The sequence below is a fragment of the Bacteroidia bacterium genome (assembly GCA_016218155.1).
GTDB lineage: Bacteria > Bacteroidota > Bacteroidia > Bacteroidales > GWA2-32-17 > GWA2-32-17.
In genome coordinates, this window is the sequence record JACREQ010000023.1 from 1 (window position 1) to 16,357 (window position 16,357).

Annotated in this window: 13 protein-coding genes; 10 read left to right on the forward strand and 3 right to left on the reverse strand. The window is 34.3% G+C overall.

Annotation, left to right across the window (positions count from 1 at the left end; all coding sequences use genetic code 11):
• Positions 1–52: 52 nt before the first annotated feature.
• The 5 genes from HY951_02975 (at position 53) to HY951_02995 (ending at position 6,227) form a co-directional block, all read left to right on the forward strand.
• On the forward strand, positions 53–1,540 hold the full coding sequence (locus HY951_02975; GenBank protein MBI5538993.1) for an LptF/LptG family permease: 1,488 nt from the start codon (positions 53–55) through the stop codon (positions 1,538–1,540).
• Positions 1,541–2,743 carry a glycosyltransferase family 4 protein gene (locus tag HY951_02980; protein ID MBI5538994.1) on the forward strand — a complete coding sequence of 401 codons (1,203 nt, stop codon included), beginning with the start codon at positions 1,541–1,543 and terminating at the stop codon, positions 2,741–2,743.
• Positions 2,744–2,745: 2 nt separating this feature from the next.
• Entirely contained in the window at positions 2,746–3,927 is a 1,182-nt protein-coding gene (locus HY951_02985) for a glycosyltransferase family 2 protein (GenBank protein MBI5538995.1), read from the forward strand.
• Between the two features lie 65 nt (positions 3,928–3,992).
• Positions 3,993–5,243, forward strand: a complete 1,251-nt coding sequence (locus HY951_02990) for a bifunctional 3,4-dihydroxy-2-butanone-4-phosphate synthase/GTP cyclohydrolase II (GenBank protein ID MBI5538996.1) — start codon at positions 3,993–3,995, stop codon at positions 5,241–5,243.
• 15 nt (positions 5,244–5,258) lie between these two features.
• A complete protein-coding gene (locus HY951_02995; GenBank protein MBI5538997.1) occupies positions 5,259–6,227 on the forward strand; it encodes a methionyl-tRNA formyltransferase in 969 nt (322 codons plus the stop codon).
• Positions 6,228–6,263: 36 nt separating this feature from the next.
• Here HY951_02995 and HY951_03000 read toward each other — a convergent pair whose 3' ends face one another.
• Positions 6,264–7,208, reverse strand: coding sequence for a glucosaminidase domain-containing protein (locus HY951_03000; GenBank protein ID MBI5538998.1), 945 nt, complete (start codon positions 7,206–7,208; stop codon positions 6,264–6,266).
• 149 nt (positions 7,209–7,357) lie between these two features.
• On the opposite strand from HY951_03000, the gene cdd reads away from it, so the two are divergent.
• Positions 7,358–7,849: a cytidine deaminase gene (cdd, locus tag HY951_03005; GenBank protein ID MBI5538999.1), complete on the forward strand. Its 492-nt coding sequence runs from the start codon at positions 7,358–7,360 to the stop codon at positions 7,847–7,849.
• Positions 7,850–8,021: 172 nt separating this feature from the next.
• On the opposite strand, the gene HY951_03010 is transcribed toward cdd, so the two are convergent.
• Both HY951_03010 and panB read right to left on the reverse strand, forming a co-directional pair.
• The gene (locus HY951_03010; protein ID MBI5539000.1) at positions 8,022–8,708 is read right to left on the reverse strand and encodes an RNA pseudouridine synthase; all 687 of its coding nucleotides are present in this window, start codon (positions 8,706–8,708) and stop codon (positions 8,022–8,024) included.
• A gap of 14 nt (positions 8,709–8,722) precedes the next feature.
• Positions 8,723–9,538 (reverse strand): 3-methyl-2-oxobutanoate hydroxymethyltransferase, encoded by an 816-nt coding sequence (gene panB, locus HY951_03015; GenBank protein MBI5539001.1) that lies wholly within the window; start codon positions 9,536–9,538, stop codon positions 8,723–8,725.
• Between the two features lie 322 nt (positions 9,539–9,860).
• Here panB and dnaK point away from each other — a divergent pair, with 322 nt between their 5' ends.
• The 4 genes from dnaK (at position 9,861) to HY951_03035 (ending at position 16,334) form a co-directional block, all read left to right on the forward strand.
• A complete protein-coding gene (gene dnaK, locus HY951_03020) occupies positions 9,861–11,771 on the forward strand; it encodes a molecular chaperone DnaK (protein MBI5539002.1) in 1,911 nt (636 codons plus the stop codon).
• An 82-nt stretch (positions 11,772–11,853) separates the two neighbouring features.
• On the forward strand, positions 11,854–12,669 hold the full coding sequence (locus tag HY951_03025) for a toxin-antitoxin system YwqK family antitoxin (protein ID MBI5539003.1): 816 nt from the start codon (positions 11,854–11,856) through the stop codon (positions 12,667–12,669).
• 13 nt (positions 12,670–12,682) lie between these two features.
• Positions 12,683–14,053 (forward strand): exodeoxyribonuclease VII large subunit, encoded by a 1,371-nt coding sequence (locus tag HY951_03030; protein MBI5539004.1) that lies wholly within the window; start codon positions 12,683–12,685, stop codon positions 14,051–14,053.
• An 85-nt stretch (positions 14,054–14,138) separates the two neighbouring features.
• Positions 14,139–16,334, forward strand: a complete 2,196-nt coding sequence (locus HY951_03035; GenBank protein ID MBI5539005.1) for a tetratricopeptide repeat-containing sensor histidine kinase — start codon at positions 14,139–14,141, stop codon at positions 16,332–16,334.
• Positions 16,335–16,357 lie beyond the last annotated feature (23 nt).

Here is a 16,357-nt window from a genome sequence, read left to right on the forward strand (position 1 = left end):
AAAAATCGATTATTTTTGCCATCGGATTTCTAATTATAATCCTTAATTCACAGTGAAGACCTTATATCGCTTTATTATTAAATCATACATTGGCCCATTGGTGATGACTTTTTTCATCGTCATGTTTATTCTATTGATGCAATTCCTTTGGAAATATATTGACGATTTAGTGGGCAAAGGGCTAGAATGGAAGGTTATTGCGGAACTATTGCTTTACGCTTCATCAAACCTAGTTCCCATGGCTTTACCCCTATCTACACTCCTTGCCTCATTGATGACTATGGGGAATTTGGGGGAAAATAATGAACTTCTTGCTATGAAATCGGCAGGCATTTCATTACCAAGAATATTAAGCCCGCTCATTTTTATTACAATACTAATTAGTATTAGTGCTTTTTTCTTTTCTAATAACGTACTCCCCTATACAAATCTTAAAATATCAACACTTTTATATTCTGTAAAACAACAAAAGCCCGAATTAGCGATAAAAGAAGGAATTTTCACCACAATTAATGATGTCTATAGCATAAAGATTGCGGAGAAAAACCAAAAGACGAGTTTAATGCGTCGAATAATGATTTATGATCATAGTAAAAATGAAGGTAATCTCGTAATCACTTCAGCAGATTCAGGCTATATAAAAGTTTCTAATGACGAAAAACGATTAGTTGCAACACTTTATAGCGGCAATACCTATGAGGAAAGGCTCGAAAACGCTACAAGTAAATCAGGGAATCGATCGTTTCCATCAACTAGCCAAAAATTTCAAGAACAAGTTATTGTATTCGAGTTACAAGGAAAAGGATTGCAAAAAACTGACGAAGAACTTTTTAAAAGTAGCGCACAAACCATGAATCTTCATCAACTTGATATAGTAAAGGATTCGTTAAGCAAACAATATAGGTCCAGAGAAAAATCATTTCAGCATAATTTACATTACTCTGTTTTTCAACGAAATAAAAACATAAATAGTAAAGATAGTTTACACAAAAAAATGTTTCTCTTCCCTGGTGATTCGCTCTACAACATATTACCAAATTTAGAAAAACAAAGAATAATTGACGTTGCAATTACAAGTGCACGATCAACAAAAAGTTTTATATCTTCTACTAGTGATGAGTTTTACTCTAAGGGAAAGTACATTGCAAGGCATAAAATAGAATGGAATAGAAAATTTTCGTTATCATTTGCATGTTTCGTATTCTTCTTCATTGGAGCACCCCTTGGAGCCATAATTAGGAAAGGGGGACTGGGTATGCCTGTTGTGATATCAGTTTTCTTTTTTGTACTTTACTATGTTATTACAATCTCTGGTGAGAAGTTTGCACGAGAACTTATATGGCATCCTGCTGCAGGAATGTGGTTGTCATCCTTCATTTTACTGCCACTTGGAGTTTTTCTTTCTTATAAGGCAACGACAGATTCGGTTATTATGAATTCTGATTTTTATACAGAATTCTTTAAAAAAATCATACGTTTTTATAAGAAAATCCATAAGAAAATTATAGGTTCAAAGCCAACCCCCTCCCTAAATAAATAGATGAACATACTGATTTTAGCCAACAAGCCTCCTTTCCCAGCCAAAGATGGAAGTTCCTTAGCTACACTCAACATGGCAAAAGGGCTTGCTAAAGCAGGTAATAAGGTAAGTATTCTTGCAATTTCTACACCTAAGCATAAATGCGAATCGGAGTGGATTCCGAAAGAAATAATCGACTTAATCGACATTAAACTGATATATATTAACACAAGAGTTAACCTTTTTAAGAGTATAGTAAATCTGTTTTTTTCGAGAACTCCCTACAATATTGAACGTTTTATTAACCATAATTATAGCACAGCAATTAAAAAGATTATCAATAGCAATATTTTTGATGTAATTCAACTAGAAGGTCTATACCTTGTACCCTATCTTTTAGAGATTCAAAAATTAACAAAAACCCCCATTGTTTACCGACCTCACAACATCGAACACGAAATTTGGGCTAGAATATTACGAAACGAAAAAAATTGGATAAAAGCTAAATATTTCTCATTGCTTTCGAATCGAATTCTTAGAATGGAACTCTCAATATCGGCTCAAGTAAATGCTTTAGTTGCCATCTCTCAACGCGATGAGCAATGGTTTAAAGCAAATGGCTTTAGTAAACCTACCATTTCTATACCTATGGGCTATACTAAACCTGAATTAATTAATTCTAATGGTTTAGCAAATAGTGACATTTGTTTTATAGGTTCGTTAGATTGGATTCCAAACCAAGAAGGTTTATATTGGTTCTTAAACAATATTTGGCCAATAATACTTAATGAATGTCCCAGCGTATCTTTTCATATTGCCGGTAGAAATACCCCAAAATCAATTGTTGAAAGATTAAAAAAGGAAAAAAGTGTAATCTTTCATGGCGAAGTGGAAAGTGCAACCGAATATCTCAGTAGATTCTCCATTCTAGCAGTTCCAATCCTCTCTGGAAGTGGAATGAGGGTGAAAATTGTTGAAGGTATGATGCTAGGAAATGTAATTGTTACAACCTCTATTGGGTTGGAGGGAATATATGCAACGAATAGAGAACAAGTTATTATTGCTGACGAGCCTAAGGATTTTGCAGAAGCAATTATCGAATTGATTCGTATTCCGATATTAAAGAATAGTATTGCAAAAAAAGCTCGTATTTTTGCAACCGATAATTTTGATACCTCCGCCTTAACAGAAAAGTTGGAGGCTTTTTACAAAAAACTTATTTAAAGGTGGTCAAGTTTATTTTTTGGTTATTCATTGGATTACTCTTATATAGCTATATCGGTTATACAATAATCATTCTGGTTATATCATTTATCAAAAGATTTTTTCTTTCAAATAGAGAAGGCAATAAGGGTATTGAATCAGAATTTCCTGAGGTAACAATAGTTATAGCCGCATACAATGAAGAAAAAAACGTCACCGAAAAAATTAAGAATACCTTTCAACAGGACTACCCTCAAGATAAAATAACACTGGTTTGGGTTAATGATTCCTCATCCGATAAAACTAAAGATAAGGTAGCAGAATACCCGAATGTTACCCTTTTAAATCAAATTGAACGACAAGGAAAAGTTGCTGCAATAAATTTAGCAATGCGGTACGTTAAAACACCTATCGTTATTTTTTCGGATGCAAATGCTATGCTTTCAGCAGAAGCCATCAATAAGATAGTTAAACCCTTCTCCAATCCTAAGGTTGGTTGTGTTGCAGGAGAAAAAAGAATCTTAATGAACCTTATTGAGAACGCAGCAGCCACAGGTGAAGGAATTTACTGGAAATATGAGTCTTTTATCAAGCAGATAGAGTCAACCTGTGGTTCTACACTTAGCGCAACTGGGGAACTTTATGCAATTCGGACTGAATTATTTGATGAGGTTAAAAATGATACTATACTTGATGATTTTATTATTTCAACCCATGTAATTAGAAAAGGATACTTGGTAAAGTATGTGCCTGATGCCTATGCTTGTGAAAAGGCTTCTGCAAATATTAATGAGGAAAAAAAGAGAAAGATTAGAATTGCAGCAGGAAGTTTTCAAGCGCTTTTTAGAAGTATGGAACTATTAAACCCATTTAAGCATCCTCTTTTCTCATTCCAATTCTTCTCACACAAAATTTTAAGATGGTTTGTACTACCAATTTCTCTACTATTGCTACCCTTATTAAATGTATTTATTCTTTTTTCCCACAGTCAATCCCCCATATATCAAGCAACTCTCATTATTCAAATATTCGTTCTATTAATGATTTTTTCGGGTTGGTTATTCAAGGATAAACAAATATCAACAAAATGGGTGTTTCTTCCTTTTTACCTTTTCATGATGAACATTTCAATTGTGCAAGGGTTTATTCGCTATGTTAATGGGAAACAAAATGTGAAATGGGATAAATCCTTAAGACAAACCTGACAAATGTTATGTATAGTTTTCAGTTCAATATACTACTTTTGCATCAATTAAAAACAAAAAAATAGATGAGCATCAAGCAACAAAGCAAAACCGAATTCAAACTTAACACAATATCTGAGGCACTTGAAGAACTTAAAGCAGGTAAAGTTATTATTGTTGTTGATGATGAGGATCGGGAAAACGAAGGTGACTTTATTGTAGCAGCAGAACTTATTACTCCTGAGATAGTTAATTTTATGGCTAAACATGGTCGTGGACTAATTTGTGCTCCAATTCCTGAAAACCGTTGCATTGAACTCGACCTAGGATTAATGGTTGGTAATAATACAGCGCTCCACCAAACTCCTTTCACGGTCTCAGTTGATTTAATTGGTCAAGGTTGTACAACTGGAATATCTGCTTCTGATAGGGCCAAAACTATAAAGGCTCTTGTTGATCCATCGACAAAACCAGAGGATTTGGGTAGGCCAGGGCATATATTTCCGTTAAAGGCAAGAGAAAAAGGGGTACTCAGAAGAGCTGGTCATACCGAGGCGGTTGTAGATCTCACTCGTTTGGCAGGACTAAACCATGGAGGAGCCCTAGTCGAAATCATGAATGATGATGGCTCGATGGCTCGATTACCACAACTTATTCAAATAGCCAAACAATTTAATTTAAAGATAATATCAATAAAGGATTTAATTGCATATCGTTTACAATTCGACAGCATTATTGAAGTAGGATCTAGGATTAAACTTCCAACCGCTTACGGCGATTTTGACCTAATTGCTTTTAGACAAAAATCGAATGGTTTAGAGCATGTTGCTCTTATAAAAGGAACATGGAATAAAGATGAGTCTGTTCTTGTTAGAGTGCATTCATCATGCGTTACTGGGGATATCTTTGGTTCATATCGCTGCGATTGTGGCTCTCAGCTCCATCAAGCAATGCGTATGATTGAAAAGGAGGGCAAAGGTGTTCTTGTTTATATGAATCAGGAAGGAAGAGGAATTGGCTTATTCAATAAAATCCACTCTTATAAATTACAAGAAGAAGGATTAGATACAATAGAAGCAAACATTGAACTAGGTTTCGAACCCGATGAACGAGATTATGGAGTCGGAGCAAGTATCCTTCGAGAGATTGGTATTCATAAAATGAAACTCATCTCTAATAATCCTATTAAAAGAAAAGGTCTTGAGGGCTATGGCTTAAAGGTAACAGAAAATATTTCACTCGAAATTGACTCCAACCCTCATAATGAATTTTATCTCAGAACAAAACGAGATAAAATGGGTCATATTCTATTGCTCAAGTCTCATAATAATCATTAATTTCGTTTAGCCTCGATGATCAAGGATATTAGGATTGTATATATGGGGACTCCCGATTTTGCGGTTGCCCCACTAAAAACCTTAGTTGAGGCTGGTTACAATATCGTTGGTGTAGTTACAGTACCTGATAAACCCGCTGGCAGGGGACAAAAAGTTCAATCATCCCCAGTAAAGATTTACGCTCAAGAGAAAGGTTTAAAAATATTACAACCAGAGAAACTAAAAAATCCCGATTTCATTAATGAGTTTGTCTCATTAAGTCCTGATATAGCCGTAGTTGTTGCATTCAGAATGTTACCCGAATCAATTTGGTCGATACCTAGATTGGGAACATTTAACCTCCACGCTTCTCTCCTACCCCATTACAGAGGTGCTGCTCCAATTAATTGGGCGATTATTAATGGTGAGAAAAAAACTGGCGTTACTACTTTTCTTATAGATAAAGAGATTGATACAGGAAATATTATTTACAGGGAAGAGATAGATATTGATTCGAACCATACTGCTGGGGATATTCATGATAAACTAATGGTTATTGGAGCAAAACTGGTTCTAAAAACGGTTCAATCCCTTACTGAAAAAAAGGTTAACCCAATTGATCAACAACTATTTATTCAGAAAGGCGAACAGGTCAAATCTGCACCTAAGATTTTTAGAGAAACCTGTCGTATCGATTGGACTAAAACAGCATCTGATGTTCATAATTTTATCAGGGGCTTAAGTCCTTACCCTGGAGCTTGGACAGAGTTGATATTTGAAGATGGAGCGATAGTTCAGGTTAAACTATTGAAATCAGTTGAAATCGAAAAAAATCACCAACATACAAACGGATCTGTTTTAATCGAAGGAAAAAATACATTTAATGTTGCCTGTGATAATGGCTTTGTTAGTATTATCGAAATGCAACTGGCTGGCAAGCGTCCTATGAAAATCAATGAATTTTTAAATGGGCTTCGAAACATCGCACCAATTAAAATGATTTGAATTCGAAATATTCCTGACTTAAGTTTTATTTTCGATTTACTTATCCTTAGGCTTACGTTTCCTCAATTGAATTACTTGCCCTACCTCGGGTTGTTCTCCTATTTTCATCCTATTCTTGCGGTATAAACTTTTTAACTTAATCCCATACAATTGAGAAATTGAATACATGGTTTCGTCCTTATCAACTACATGCACTGAGTGGTTTATTTCGGCTCTACACCGTTTCGGTTGAATATAAATCTCCTGTCCCTCCCTTAATGCAGAATCCTTATTTAATTCATTATACTTAAATAACTGCCATGGCAATAATTCAAGTTCTTTGGTTAAACTTGCGTAATCATCACCTTTCCTTACTATAATATACTTAATCCTGTTACGAGTGAATATTTTCCGGTGCTTATTCATGTCAATTACAAAGTGATCGATATCAACCAAATCCCCCATACCCTTGGTTGGTGACTCAACTTCAACGGAAATCCCCTTATCATATATATATAAACTATTATCTTCTATAATTTTTATAAGCATTTCAGCATAATGTGGGTTTGTGGCATAGCCAGCCTTCTTGAGTCCATAAGCCCATCCCTTATAATTGGATGGATCGAGATCAAATAAAAAAGAGTATCTACGTGCACCCCTCAAAAAATCTGAATGATCTTTATATGATGTTTCTGGATTACTATATTTTCTAAAGCACTCATTTCGAGTATCGTCATCCATATATACAGTAGAACCGTTCCATGTCTTATGACATTTTATCCCAAAATGATTATTCGCTTTTATTGCCAACTTGCTATTCCCATTATCGCTCTCCAACAGTCCTTGAGCTAGAATAATACTAGCAGGCACTCCTTTCGTTTTCATTTGATAAATAGCAATATCCTTATAATTATCAATATATTCTTCACGTGTTAACCTCTTTTGAGCGATGGTCAAAACTGGAAAAACTAATAGTAGAATCAATAGGTTAATCAACTTCATAATTTATATTTTACTTTGCAAAAGTATTAAAATGCTGGTCAAATTGTATTATTTTTCTTAATTCATAGAACATGTGGGAAATCAGATGGAATATTCCAAGTATTTAATACATTTGGTGGTGATTATTTGCTTATTAAAAAAACTGACCGATGAAAGCAGTCAAAGAATCAGGATTCAAATTTATTGAATATTCTAATAAAGGCGAACTTAACCCAGAAGATATTCAATTAGTCGACTTAGCTATTGATGCTCAAAAAACAAGTTATTCCCCTTACTCTAAATTTAAAGTTGGAGCAGCCCTTTTATTGGAAAATGGAGAAATAATTCAGGGGAGTAACCAAGAAAACGGTGCATATCCATCAGGGCTTTGCGCTGAAAGAGTTGCAATTTTTTATGCTGGAGCAAAATACCCGGGTATTCCTATAAAAACAATTGCAATCACCGCCAGCTATAATAATCAACTAACTATCGATCCCATACCGCCTTGCGGAGCTTGTCGTCAGGTAATGATTGAATCAAGAAATATTGGAAAAAAACCAATAAAGGTAATAATGGTAGGTAGTCAAAAGACTTACGAAATTGAAGATGTTACTTTTCTACTTCCATTCAATTTTTCTAACGTCAACGATGCTGTGAAGTAGCTTTTTTAGAACAAAACTCTTTTTCTCGAATTGTTGACAGGGATATAGTTTGTAAAATGTTTTGAATGTACCTGTCTTTAGTTGCTATTAATCACCTAGCATCTCTTAATTATAGAAATAACCTTATTCAAAGTTTCTTCTCAAATCAGTAAAACGTCGTTACTAATAATTGCTACAAAGCCAAAAATTCCTTCCAAAGAACATCCTCTGGAGTTTGTGCAACAATTTCAATAAACTCACCACTAACTGGATGGATAAAACTTACCAACCTTGAATGAAGATGAATACCCCCATCAGGGTTTGATCGAGGAAAGCCATACTTTAGATCACCCTTAATTGGGCATCCAATCTTTGCAAGTTGGCTTCTTATCTGGTGATGTCTACCTGTTAAAAGTTCTATTTCAAGTAGAAAGTAATTGCTTGTTTTTCCTAGCACCTTATAAATAAGTTTAGATTCCTTCGAATCTGGTTTAACAGTATCAAATACGTAGGACTTATTTTGCTTGGTGTTTCTTAATAAATAATGGATTAAAGTATCACTCTCTTTAGGCGGAATATTTTTTACAACTGCCCAATAGATTTTTTTTACCTGTCCATCATGAAAAAGTTTATTCATTCTAGGTAAAACCTTACTTGTTTTCGCAAAAAGCACCACCCCGCTAACAGGTCTGTCAATTCGATGAATCACCTCAAGGTAAACACTCCCTGGTTTTTTGTCTCGAAATTTTATAACCGATTTTATCTGCTCAATAAGTGGTTCATCACCAGTTTTATCACTTTGAACAATATCGTGATTAGTCTTATTTACGGCAATAATATGGTTATCCTCATAAAGGATACGATCAGGTGTAAAATTCATAAGAATTATTAAGGCTAATATTGTTCTTTTTCGTTAGGAAAATCGGAATTCTTAACATCATTTATATACGACTGAAAGGCACCTAGCATCTCTGCATAAAGGTTATGATAGCGTCTTAAAAATCTTGGAGAAAATTCTTGAGTAATTCCAAGCATATCATGTGTTACAAGTACCTGGCCATCTACACCATTACCAGCACCAATACCTATTACTGGAATTTTTAAATCACGAGCAACTTTAGCACCTAATTTTGCAGGTATTTTTTCAAGAACAATTGAGAAACAGCCTGTTTCCTGAAGAATTTGAGCATCTTCAACCAGTTTATCCGCCTCATCCTCATCCTTTGCACGAACAACATAAGTTCCAAATTTATGAATTGATTGCGGTGTAAGGCCAAGATGCCCCATAACAGGAATACCTGCGGAAAGTATTCGTGTTACAGACTCTACTATTTCCCTTCCTCCTTCAAGTTTTACAGCATCAGCACCGCTCTCCTTCATTATACGTATTGCTGAGTTTAAGGCTAATTTCGAATTACCCTGATATGATCCAAACGGCATATCAACAACTATTAACGCTCTTTTAATTGCACGCACTACAGAAGATGCATGATATATCATCTGATCAAGGGTAATCGGCAGTGTCGATTCATAACCTGCCATTACATTGGATGCGGAGTCCCCAACTAGAATCACATCAATACCAGCAGCATCAAGTATTCTTGCCATTGAAAAATCATACGCTGTTAGCATTGATATTTTTTCCCCTCTATGCTTCATTTCACCCAACACGTGAGTTGTAACAATTCGAGCTTTGCCTTCTATTGACATATTTAAGAATTTATATAGATTTCACATTAAAAACCTCAAATTTAAGGCAATAATTTAATTTCCTCTCAAATGATCCATGTCTTTATACTATTTATTTGTAGAACCAACAGCATGACGAATTGACAGTAAAAAACATAAAGTAATATAATACAATGGCTTAATTCAATTAATCGATTCAAAAAATATTTAATCAACTGACACAAGTGTCTTTTAAAATCAAATTTATGTCACATTTACTTAAAATTATTTAATACATAAGGTTGGCATAATGATTGAAGTTAATTGCAAACATAATTTAGAAACAACAAAAAACTCAATAGAAATGGGCAAAATAATTGGAATAGATTTAGGAACAACCAATTCATGTGTTTCTGTAATGGAGGGTAACGAACCTGTCGTAATTGCAAATAGCGAAGGTAAAAGAACAACCCCTTCAGTAGTAGGGTTTGTAGAAAACGGAGAACGCAAAGTTGGCGATCCTGCTAAAAGACAAGCGATTACAAATCCTACAAAAACTATTTTTTCGATTAAAAGGTTTATGGGAGAAACTTTTGATAAGGTTACCCTTGAAGTAAAGCGCATACCTTATCAAGTAGTTAAAGGAGACAATAACACTCCAAGAGTAGTTATTGATGATCGTAAATACACTCCTCAGGAAATCTCGGCAATGGTTCTTCAAAAGATGAAAAAAACTGCTGAAGATTATCTTGGTCAAGAAGTTACTGAGGCAGTAATTACTGTACCAGCATACTTTAGCGACTCACAACGCCAAGCGACAAAAGAGGCGGGAGAAATTGCCGGTTTAAAAGTAAGGCGTATAATCAACGAGCCCACAGCAGCAGCTTTAGCTTATGGACTTGACAAAAAGTCTACAGATCTTAAAATTGCTGTGTTTGATTTGGGTGGTGGTACATTCGATATTTCCATACTTGAATTGGGCGAAGGCGTTTTTGAAGTTAAATCAACCAATGGTGATACTCACCTTGGAGGCGATGATTTTGATCATGTTTTAGTTGATTGGCTAGCAGAAGAGTTTAAAAAGGATGAAGGTCTTGATTTGAGAAAAGATCCTATGGCCTTACAAAGATTAAAAGAAGCTGCAGAAAAAGCTAAAATTGAACTTTCAAGCACAACTTCTACTGAAATCAACCTTCCCTATATTATGCCTGTTAATGGCATTCCTAAGCACTTAGTGAGAACTTTAACACGCGCCAACTTCGAAAAACTATGCGATCACTTAATTCAACGAACAGTTGAACCATGTCGTAAAGCCCTTAGTGACGCTGGTTTACAAACATCAGACATTAATGAAGTTATTCTTGTCGGTGGATCCACAAGAATTCCTGCAATCCAACAACTAGTTGATAAATTTTTTGGGAAAACACCTAACAAGAGTGTAAATCCAGATGAAGTTGTTGCAGTTGGAGCAGCAATACAAGGTGGTGTATTAACGGGTGAGGTAAAAGATGTTCTTTTACTTGATGTAACTCCCCTATCACTTGGCATTGAAACCATGGGAAGTGTATTCACCCGCTTGATTGATGCAAACACAACAATTCCTACCCGAAAATCGGAAACATTTACAACAGCTGCAGACAATCAGCCTACAGTAGAAATTCATGTTTTACAAGGTGAAAGGCCATTAGCAAAAGATAATAAAACGATTGGTCGTTTCAACTTAGATGGATTACCTCCTGCACCACGTGGAGTTCCCCAAATTGAAGTAACCTTTGACATTGATGCTAATGGTATACTACATGTTTCGGCAAAAGATAAAGGAACAGGAAAAGAGCAGCGTATTAGAATTGAAGCATCATCAGGGCTTACCGATAGCGAAATAAAACGAATGAGGGATGAAGCCAAAGCAAATGAGGAATCAGATAAAAAGGAGAAAGAGAGAATTGATAAACTCAATGCCGCTGACAGCTTGATATTCCAAACTGAAAAACAACTGAAAGAATTCGGTGATAAAATACCCGCTGATAAAAAGACCCCAATTGAGCAGGCTTTAACAAAACTTAAAGAAGCCCATAAGAGTCAGGATATATCAGCTATTGAAACAGCCTCTGAAGAGTTAACCAAAGTTTGGCAAACTGCCTCAGAAGAACTTTACAAAAACACTCAGGGCCCTAGCCAAGAAGGTAGTCAAACACCACCTTCAGATTCATCATCTTCAAATAATGGAGAAAAGAATAAAGAGGTTACTGATGTTGATTTTGAAGAAGTTAAATAACTCTATCTTGAATCTTTTAAAGCCCCCTCCTTTGGGGGCTTTTCTTTTTGTACACAATAGGTTAACTTTGAACAAAAAAAGTATGAACTTCATTAGACTAGCTATCCTTTTATTCATTCTTTCAATTGCTTCTACATCTCAATCCAGCAATTTCTTTCAGAATGATACAATATTTAATCAGAAAGATAAGAACAACCTCAAGCAAGGATTCTGGAAAAAAGTTTACCCAAACAAAAAAATTGCCTACCAAGGCTTTTTTAAGGATGATAAACCACGTGGTACTTTTAAGCGCTACCATGAAGTTGGTACAATTAAAGCTATACTACTATATAGCAGCGATGGTACATCATCAAAAGCCAAACTATTCTACACAAATGGAAGCCTTGCAGCAGAAGGGTTATTTTTCAATAATCAAAAAGATAGCATCTGGAAATACTATACTCCTGCTCACAGATTGGTTTTTGAAGAATCCTTTAAAAAAGGATTAAAAGATGGTTTTTTTAAAAGTTATTACGAAAATGGATCTGTGTATGAAACCATTAGTTGGAAAGATGGAAAAATACATGGTAATTTAATTCAATATTACCAAGATGGTTCATACAAAACCTATGTAAAATTCATTTCAGGGGTTGAGCAAGGTGCAGTAAAAGTATATTATTTCGATGGTAAAATTAGAGTTGAAGGGAATTATAAGGATGGCTTAAAAAATGGTATATGGAAAATTTACGATCCAGATGGAAAATTAGCAGGAGAAATTAAATATAACAATGGATATGCAGAGAATAATGATAAACTAATTGAAAAGGAAAGCGAATTGTTGCAGCAAATTATTTCAAGAGCAGGAACAATACCAGAGCCAACAATTGAAGATTTCTTAAGGCAGTCTGGAGGATATTAACTTTAAAAATATTATGATCTCCTCCAATAAAACAACCTTATTCGAGCTCAATCAGAAAGTAAAGGATACCTTATCCAAATCCTTTCAAACCAGCTATTGGGTTGTAGCAGAGGTAAGCGAGGTAAAGGAGAATAACTCGGGGCATTGTTACCTTGAACTAGTTCAAAAAGACGAACTTCAGGATTACCCTAAAGCCAAAGCACGCGCAACGATATGGGCTTATACCTATAGAATGCTTAAGCCCTATTTTGAAACAACAACAGGAAGGTCAATATCATCAGGCATTAAAATACTTGTTTTAGCAGAAGTCGTTTTTCATGAGGTTTTTGGGTATTCGCTGAATATAACAGATATTGAACCTAACTACACCATTGGAGATATCGAACAAAAACGTCGAGAGGCAATTGAAAAACTTGTTGCAGAAGGCGTTTTCGATATGAATAAAGGGCTTGAATTACAAGTACCTCCTAAAAGAGTTGCTGTTATTTCATCCTCATCAGCCGCTGGATTACAAGATTTCATAAACCAACTTCACACAAATAATTACGGATATAAAATCGAACACACCTTATTTACTGCTGTAATGCAAGGAAGTTCAGCTGAGGAGTCAATTATTAATGCTCTAAATAAGATAAATGAACAATACCTCAATTTTGATGTAGTAGTTATTATTAGAGGTGGGGGATCACAGGCCGATCTTGCTTGTTTTGATAGCTATTGGCTCGCTGCTCATGTTGCGCAATTCCCATTACCAATAATCACTGGTATTGGGCACGAAAAAGATATTTCGGTTGTTGATTTGGTTGCTCACACCAAACTCAAAACACCAACTGCAGTTGCTGAATTTATTCTTGATAAGTTCATTGAAGCAGAATTAGTTTTGCATGATTTAAAAGATAGGTTAGAATTTATTATTGAAGAAAATATAACTACGGAAAGGCTTCAATTCGAAAAAAGATTGTCATCAATAACACCTCATATATTTCAAGAAATATCAAAAGGAGAAATTAATATCGAACGTTTATATCAAAAATTCTCATACTTATCAAATCAATTTTTATCAAACAAACACACAAAAACAGCAAAAGTGGCTAAATCGTTTGAGTTATTATTGTTAATGAAAACAACTAAATACCATAACAACATTAATCAGTATAAAAATTCTTTAGGGAATTATTCATTACGATACCTAGCTAATCAAAATAATTTTCTAGAAATAACTCAAAAGACAAACACATCATTGGATCCATCCAATATCCTCAATCGGGGGTATTCAATTACCGTTTATAATGGAAAAATCCTTAAAGATTCAAAGCAGGTGAAAAAAGGGGAAACAATAATAACCAAGCTAAACAAAGGGGAGTTGAATAGCACCGTAATTTAAGCATTAAAATACTTTCAACTCTTTCTTAAGTTTTTGCTTTTAATAGATGTTTTTTATACTTTGCCGTTTCAAAAAAAAAGAAACCTTGATTAAAATTAAACTATATATTTTCTTCATTCTCAGTTCAGGCTTGATAAATATATCTGAAGCTCAACAGATTAATTCAAAAAACAGGATTGATAGCCTTTTAAAACTTACCAAGAACGCCACAGAAGAGGATAAAGTAATCATTTACAAGCAAATATCCGATTATTACCAGGGGAGGAGCAACGACACTGTTTTTTATTATGCCAATTTATCTCTTGAATCAGCGAATAGAGATAAGAGCGATAATAGCTTTTACGAAGCCTTCAAAAGTTTAGGAAACGCTTATGCAGATAAGTTTGACTATGCCCATGCACTTGAATACTTTTTAAAATCAAAAGAGTATTGTAAAAAGATTAATAGCAAATCCCATATAATTGATATCCAAATTCTAATTGGTAAAGCATATAAGAATCTTAAAAGATTTAGCGAAGCAATCGATTCTTATAAAGAAGCTTATGACGTTGCAAAAGAAATTGGAGATTTTAATAATGAAGGCACTCTTCTTTTCAAAATTGCAAATGTATACTATGATATAAATGATTTAAACAAATCTCTAGAATATGCCATAAAATCAGTTAATATATTTATTATAAATAACATAGAACTAGAAAAAGCAAAAGTTTACAACTTCATAGGCTATGTGCATATGGTTTTAAAGAATAATGATCTTGCTGAGGAATACTATGAAAAAGCGTATAACTTATACTTGAAGGAAAATGATTTAGCGGGGCTATCCATGACCCTTAATAATCTAGGAGTCATGTATAGTACAAATAAAAATAATCAAAAAGCTATCGAATTTTATTCCAAATCGCTTGTTTACGCAAAGCAGCAATACGATGATGATGCTATATCCACAGCAATGAACAATATTGGGATGATTTACGTTGAAATGGGAGAAATAGAAAAAGGACTTAAATATTATTTCGAATCGCAAGAATACAGCATTAAACTCTTTGACAAAACTGGATATATAAATACTTTCAACAATATTGCTGCTGCCTACTTAGAGGCAGGCAACTTACAAAAGGCTAATGAGTATGTGAACAAATCCCTTCCTTTTGCAAAAAGACTTACAGACCTAACATATGTTCAAGAATGCTACCAAATACTTTCCAAGATTTATTCTATGAAAGGGATGTTTAATAAAGCATTTGAATATAAAAGTTTACAACTAGCCTATAATGATAGCCTTTACACAAATCAGCAAACAAGTAGTATTATTGAAATGCAAACCCGATTTGAAACAGTCGCTAAAGAAAAAGAGATTCAACTATTAAAAAAGGATAAAGAAATTAGCGCTCTTGAAGTTGAACGCCACAAGAGTTTTCAGAAGTATCTAATAATTTCCTCCATTCTACTTTTGCTCCTTGCAACAGTTATAATTTTTAGCCAAAGAGTAAAACGAAAAAGCAACCTACTCCTTTCCCTCAAGAATAGAGAACTTGAACAAATCAACAAAAAATTAATAGAATCAGAGCAAAATCTGATAGAACTTAACGCCACAAAAGACAAATTTTTTTCAATTATTGCTCATGATCTAAAAAATCCTTTCAACGCACTCCTAGGATTCAGTCAGCTACTCGAACGAAATTATGATACTTACACAAAGACCGAGATTAAAGAATATATCAATGTAATTTACGAATCATCTCAAAGCCTTTTCAAATTACTAGATAATTTACTTCAATGGTCAAGAACTCAAACAGGTTCAATTACTTATAACCCAGAAATATTTAATTTGTTGCCAGTTGTCAAACAAGAGATTACCTACCTTCAATTTTATGCCGATAAGAAAAAAATCGCCATTAAAGTTACTGTCGATAGTACTATCTCTGCTTTCGCAGATAAAAATATTATATCAACAGTAATCAGAAACTTGATTAACAATGCCATTAAATTCACAAATTCAAATGGCAAAGTCGAAATTAGAGCTGTTGAAACTTTAAATGAAATTGAAGTATCAATTGCTGATACTGGTGTTGGAATCGATGCGGATGATTTGGAAAAACTCTTTCAGCTAAATAGCTCAATCTCAAATAAAGGAACAGCAAACGAAGAGGGAACTGGTCTAGGATTACTACTTTGTAAAGAATTCATTGAAAGAAATGGTGGAAGAATTTGGGCCAACAGCAATAAAGGTAAAGGAAGTACTTTCTACTTTACATTACCAAAAGAAACAACAATCAATTAGCATCAAAGAGTCTTTGAATTAAT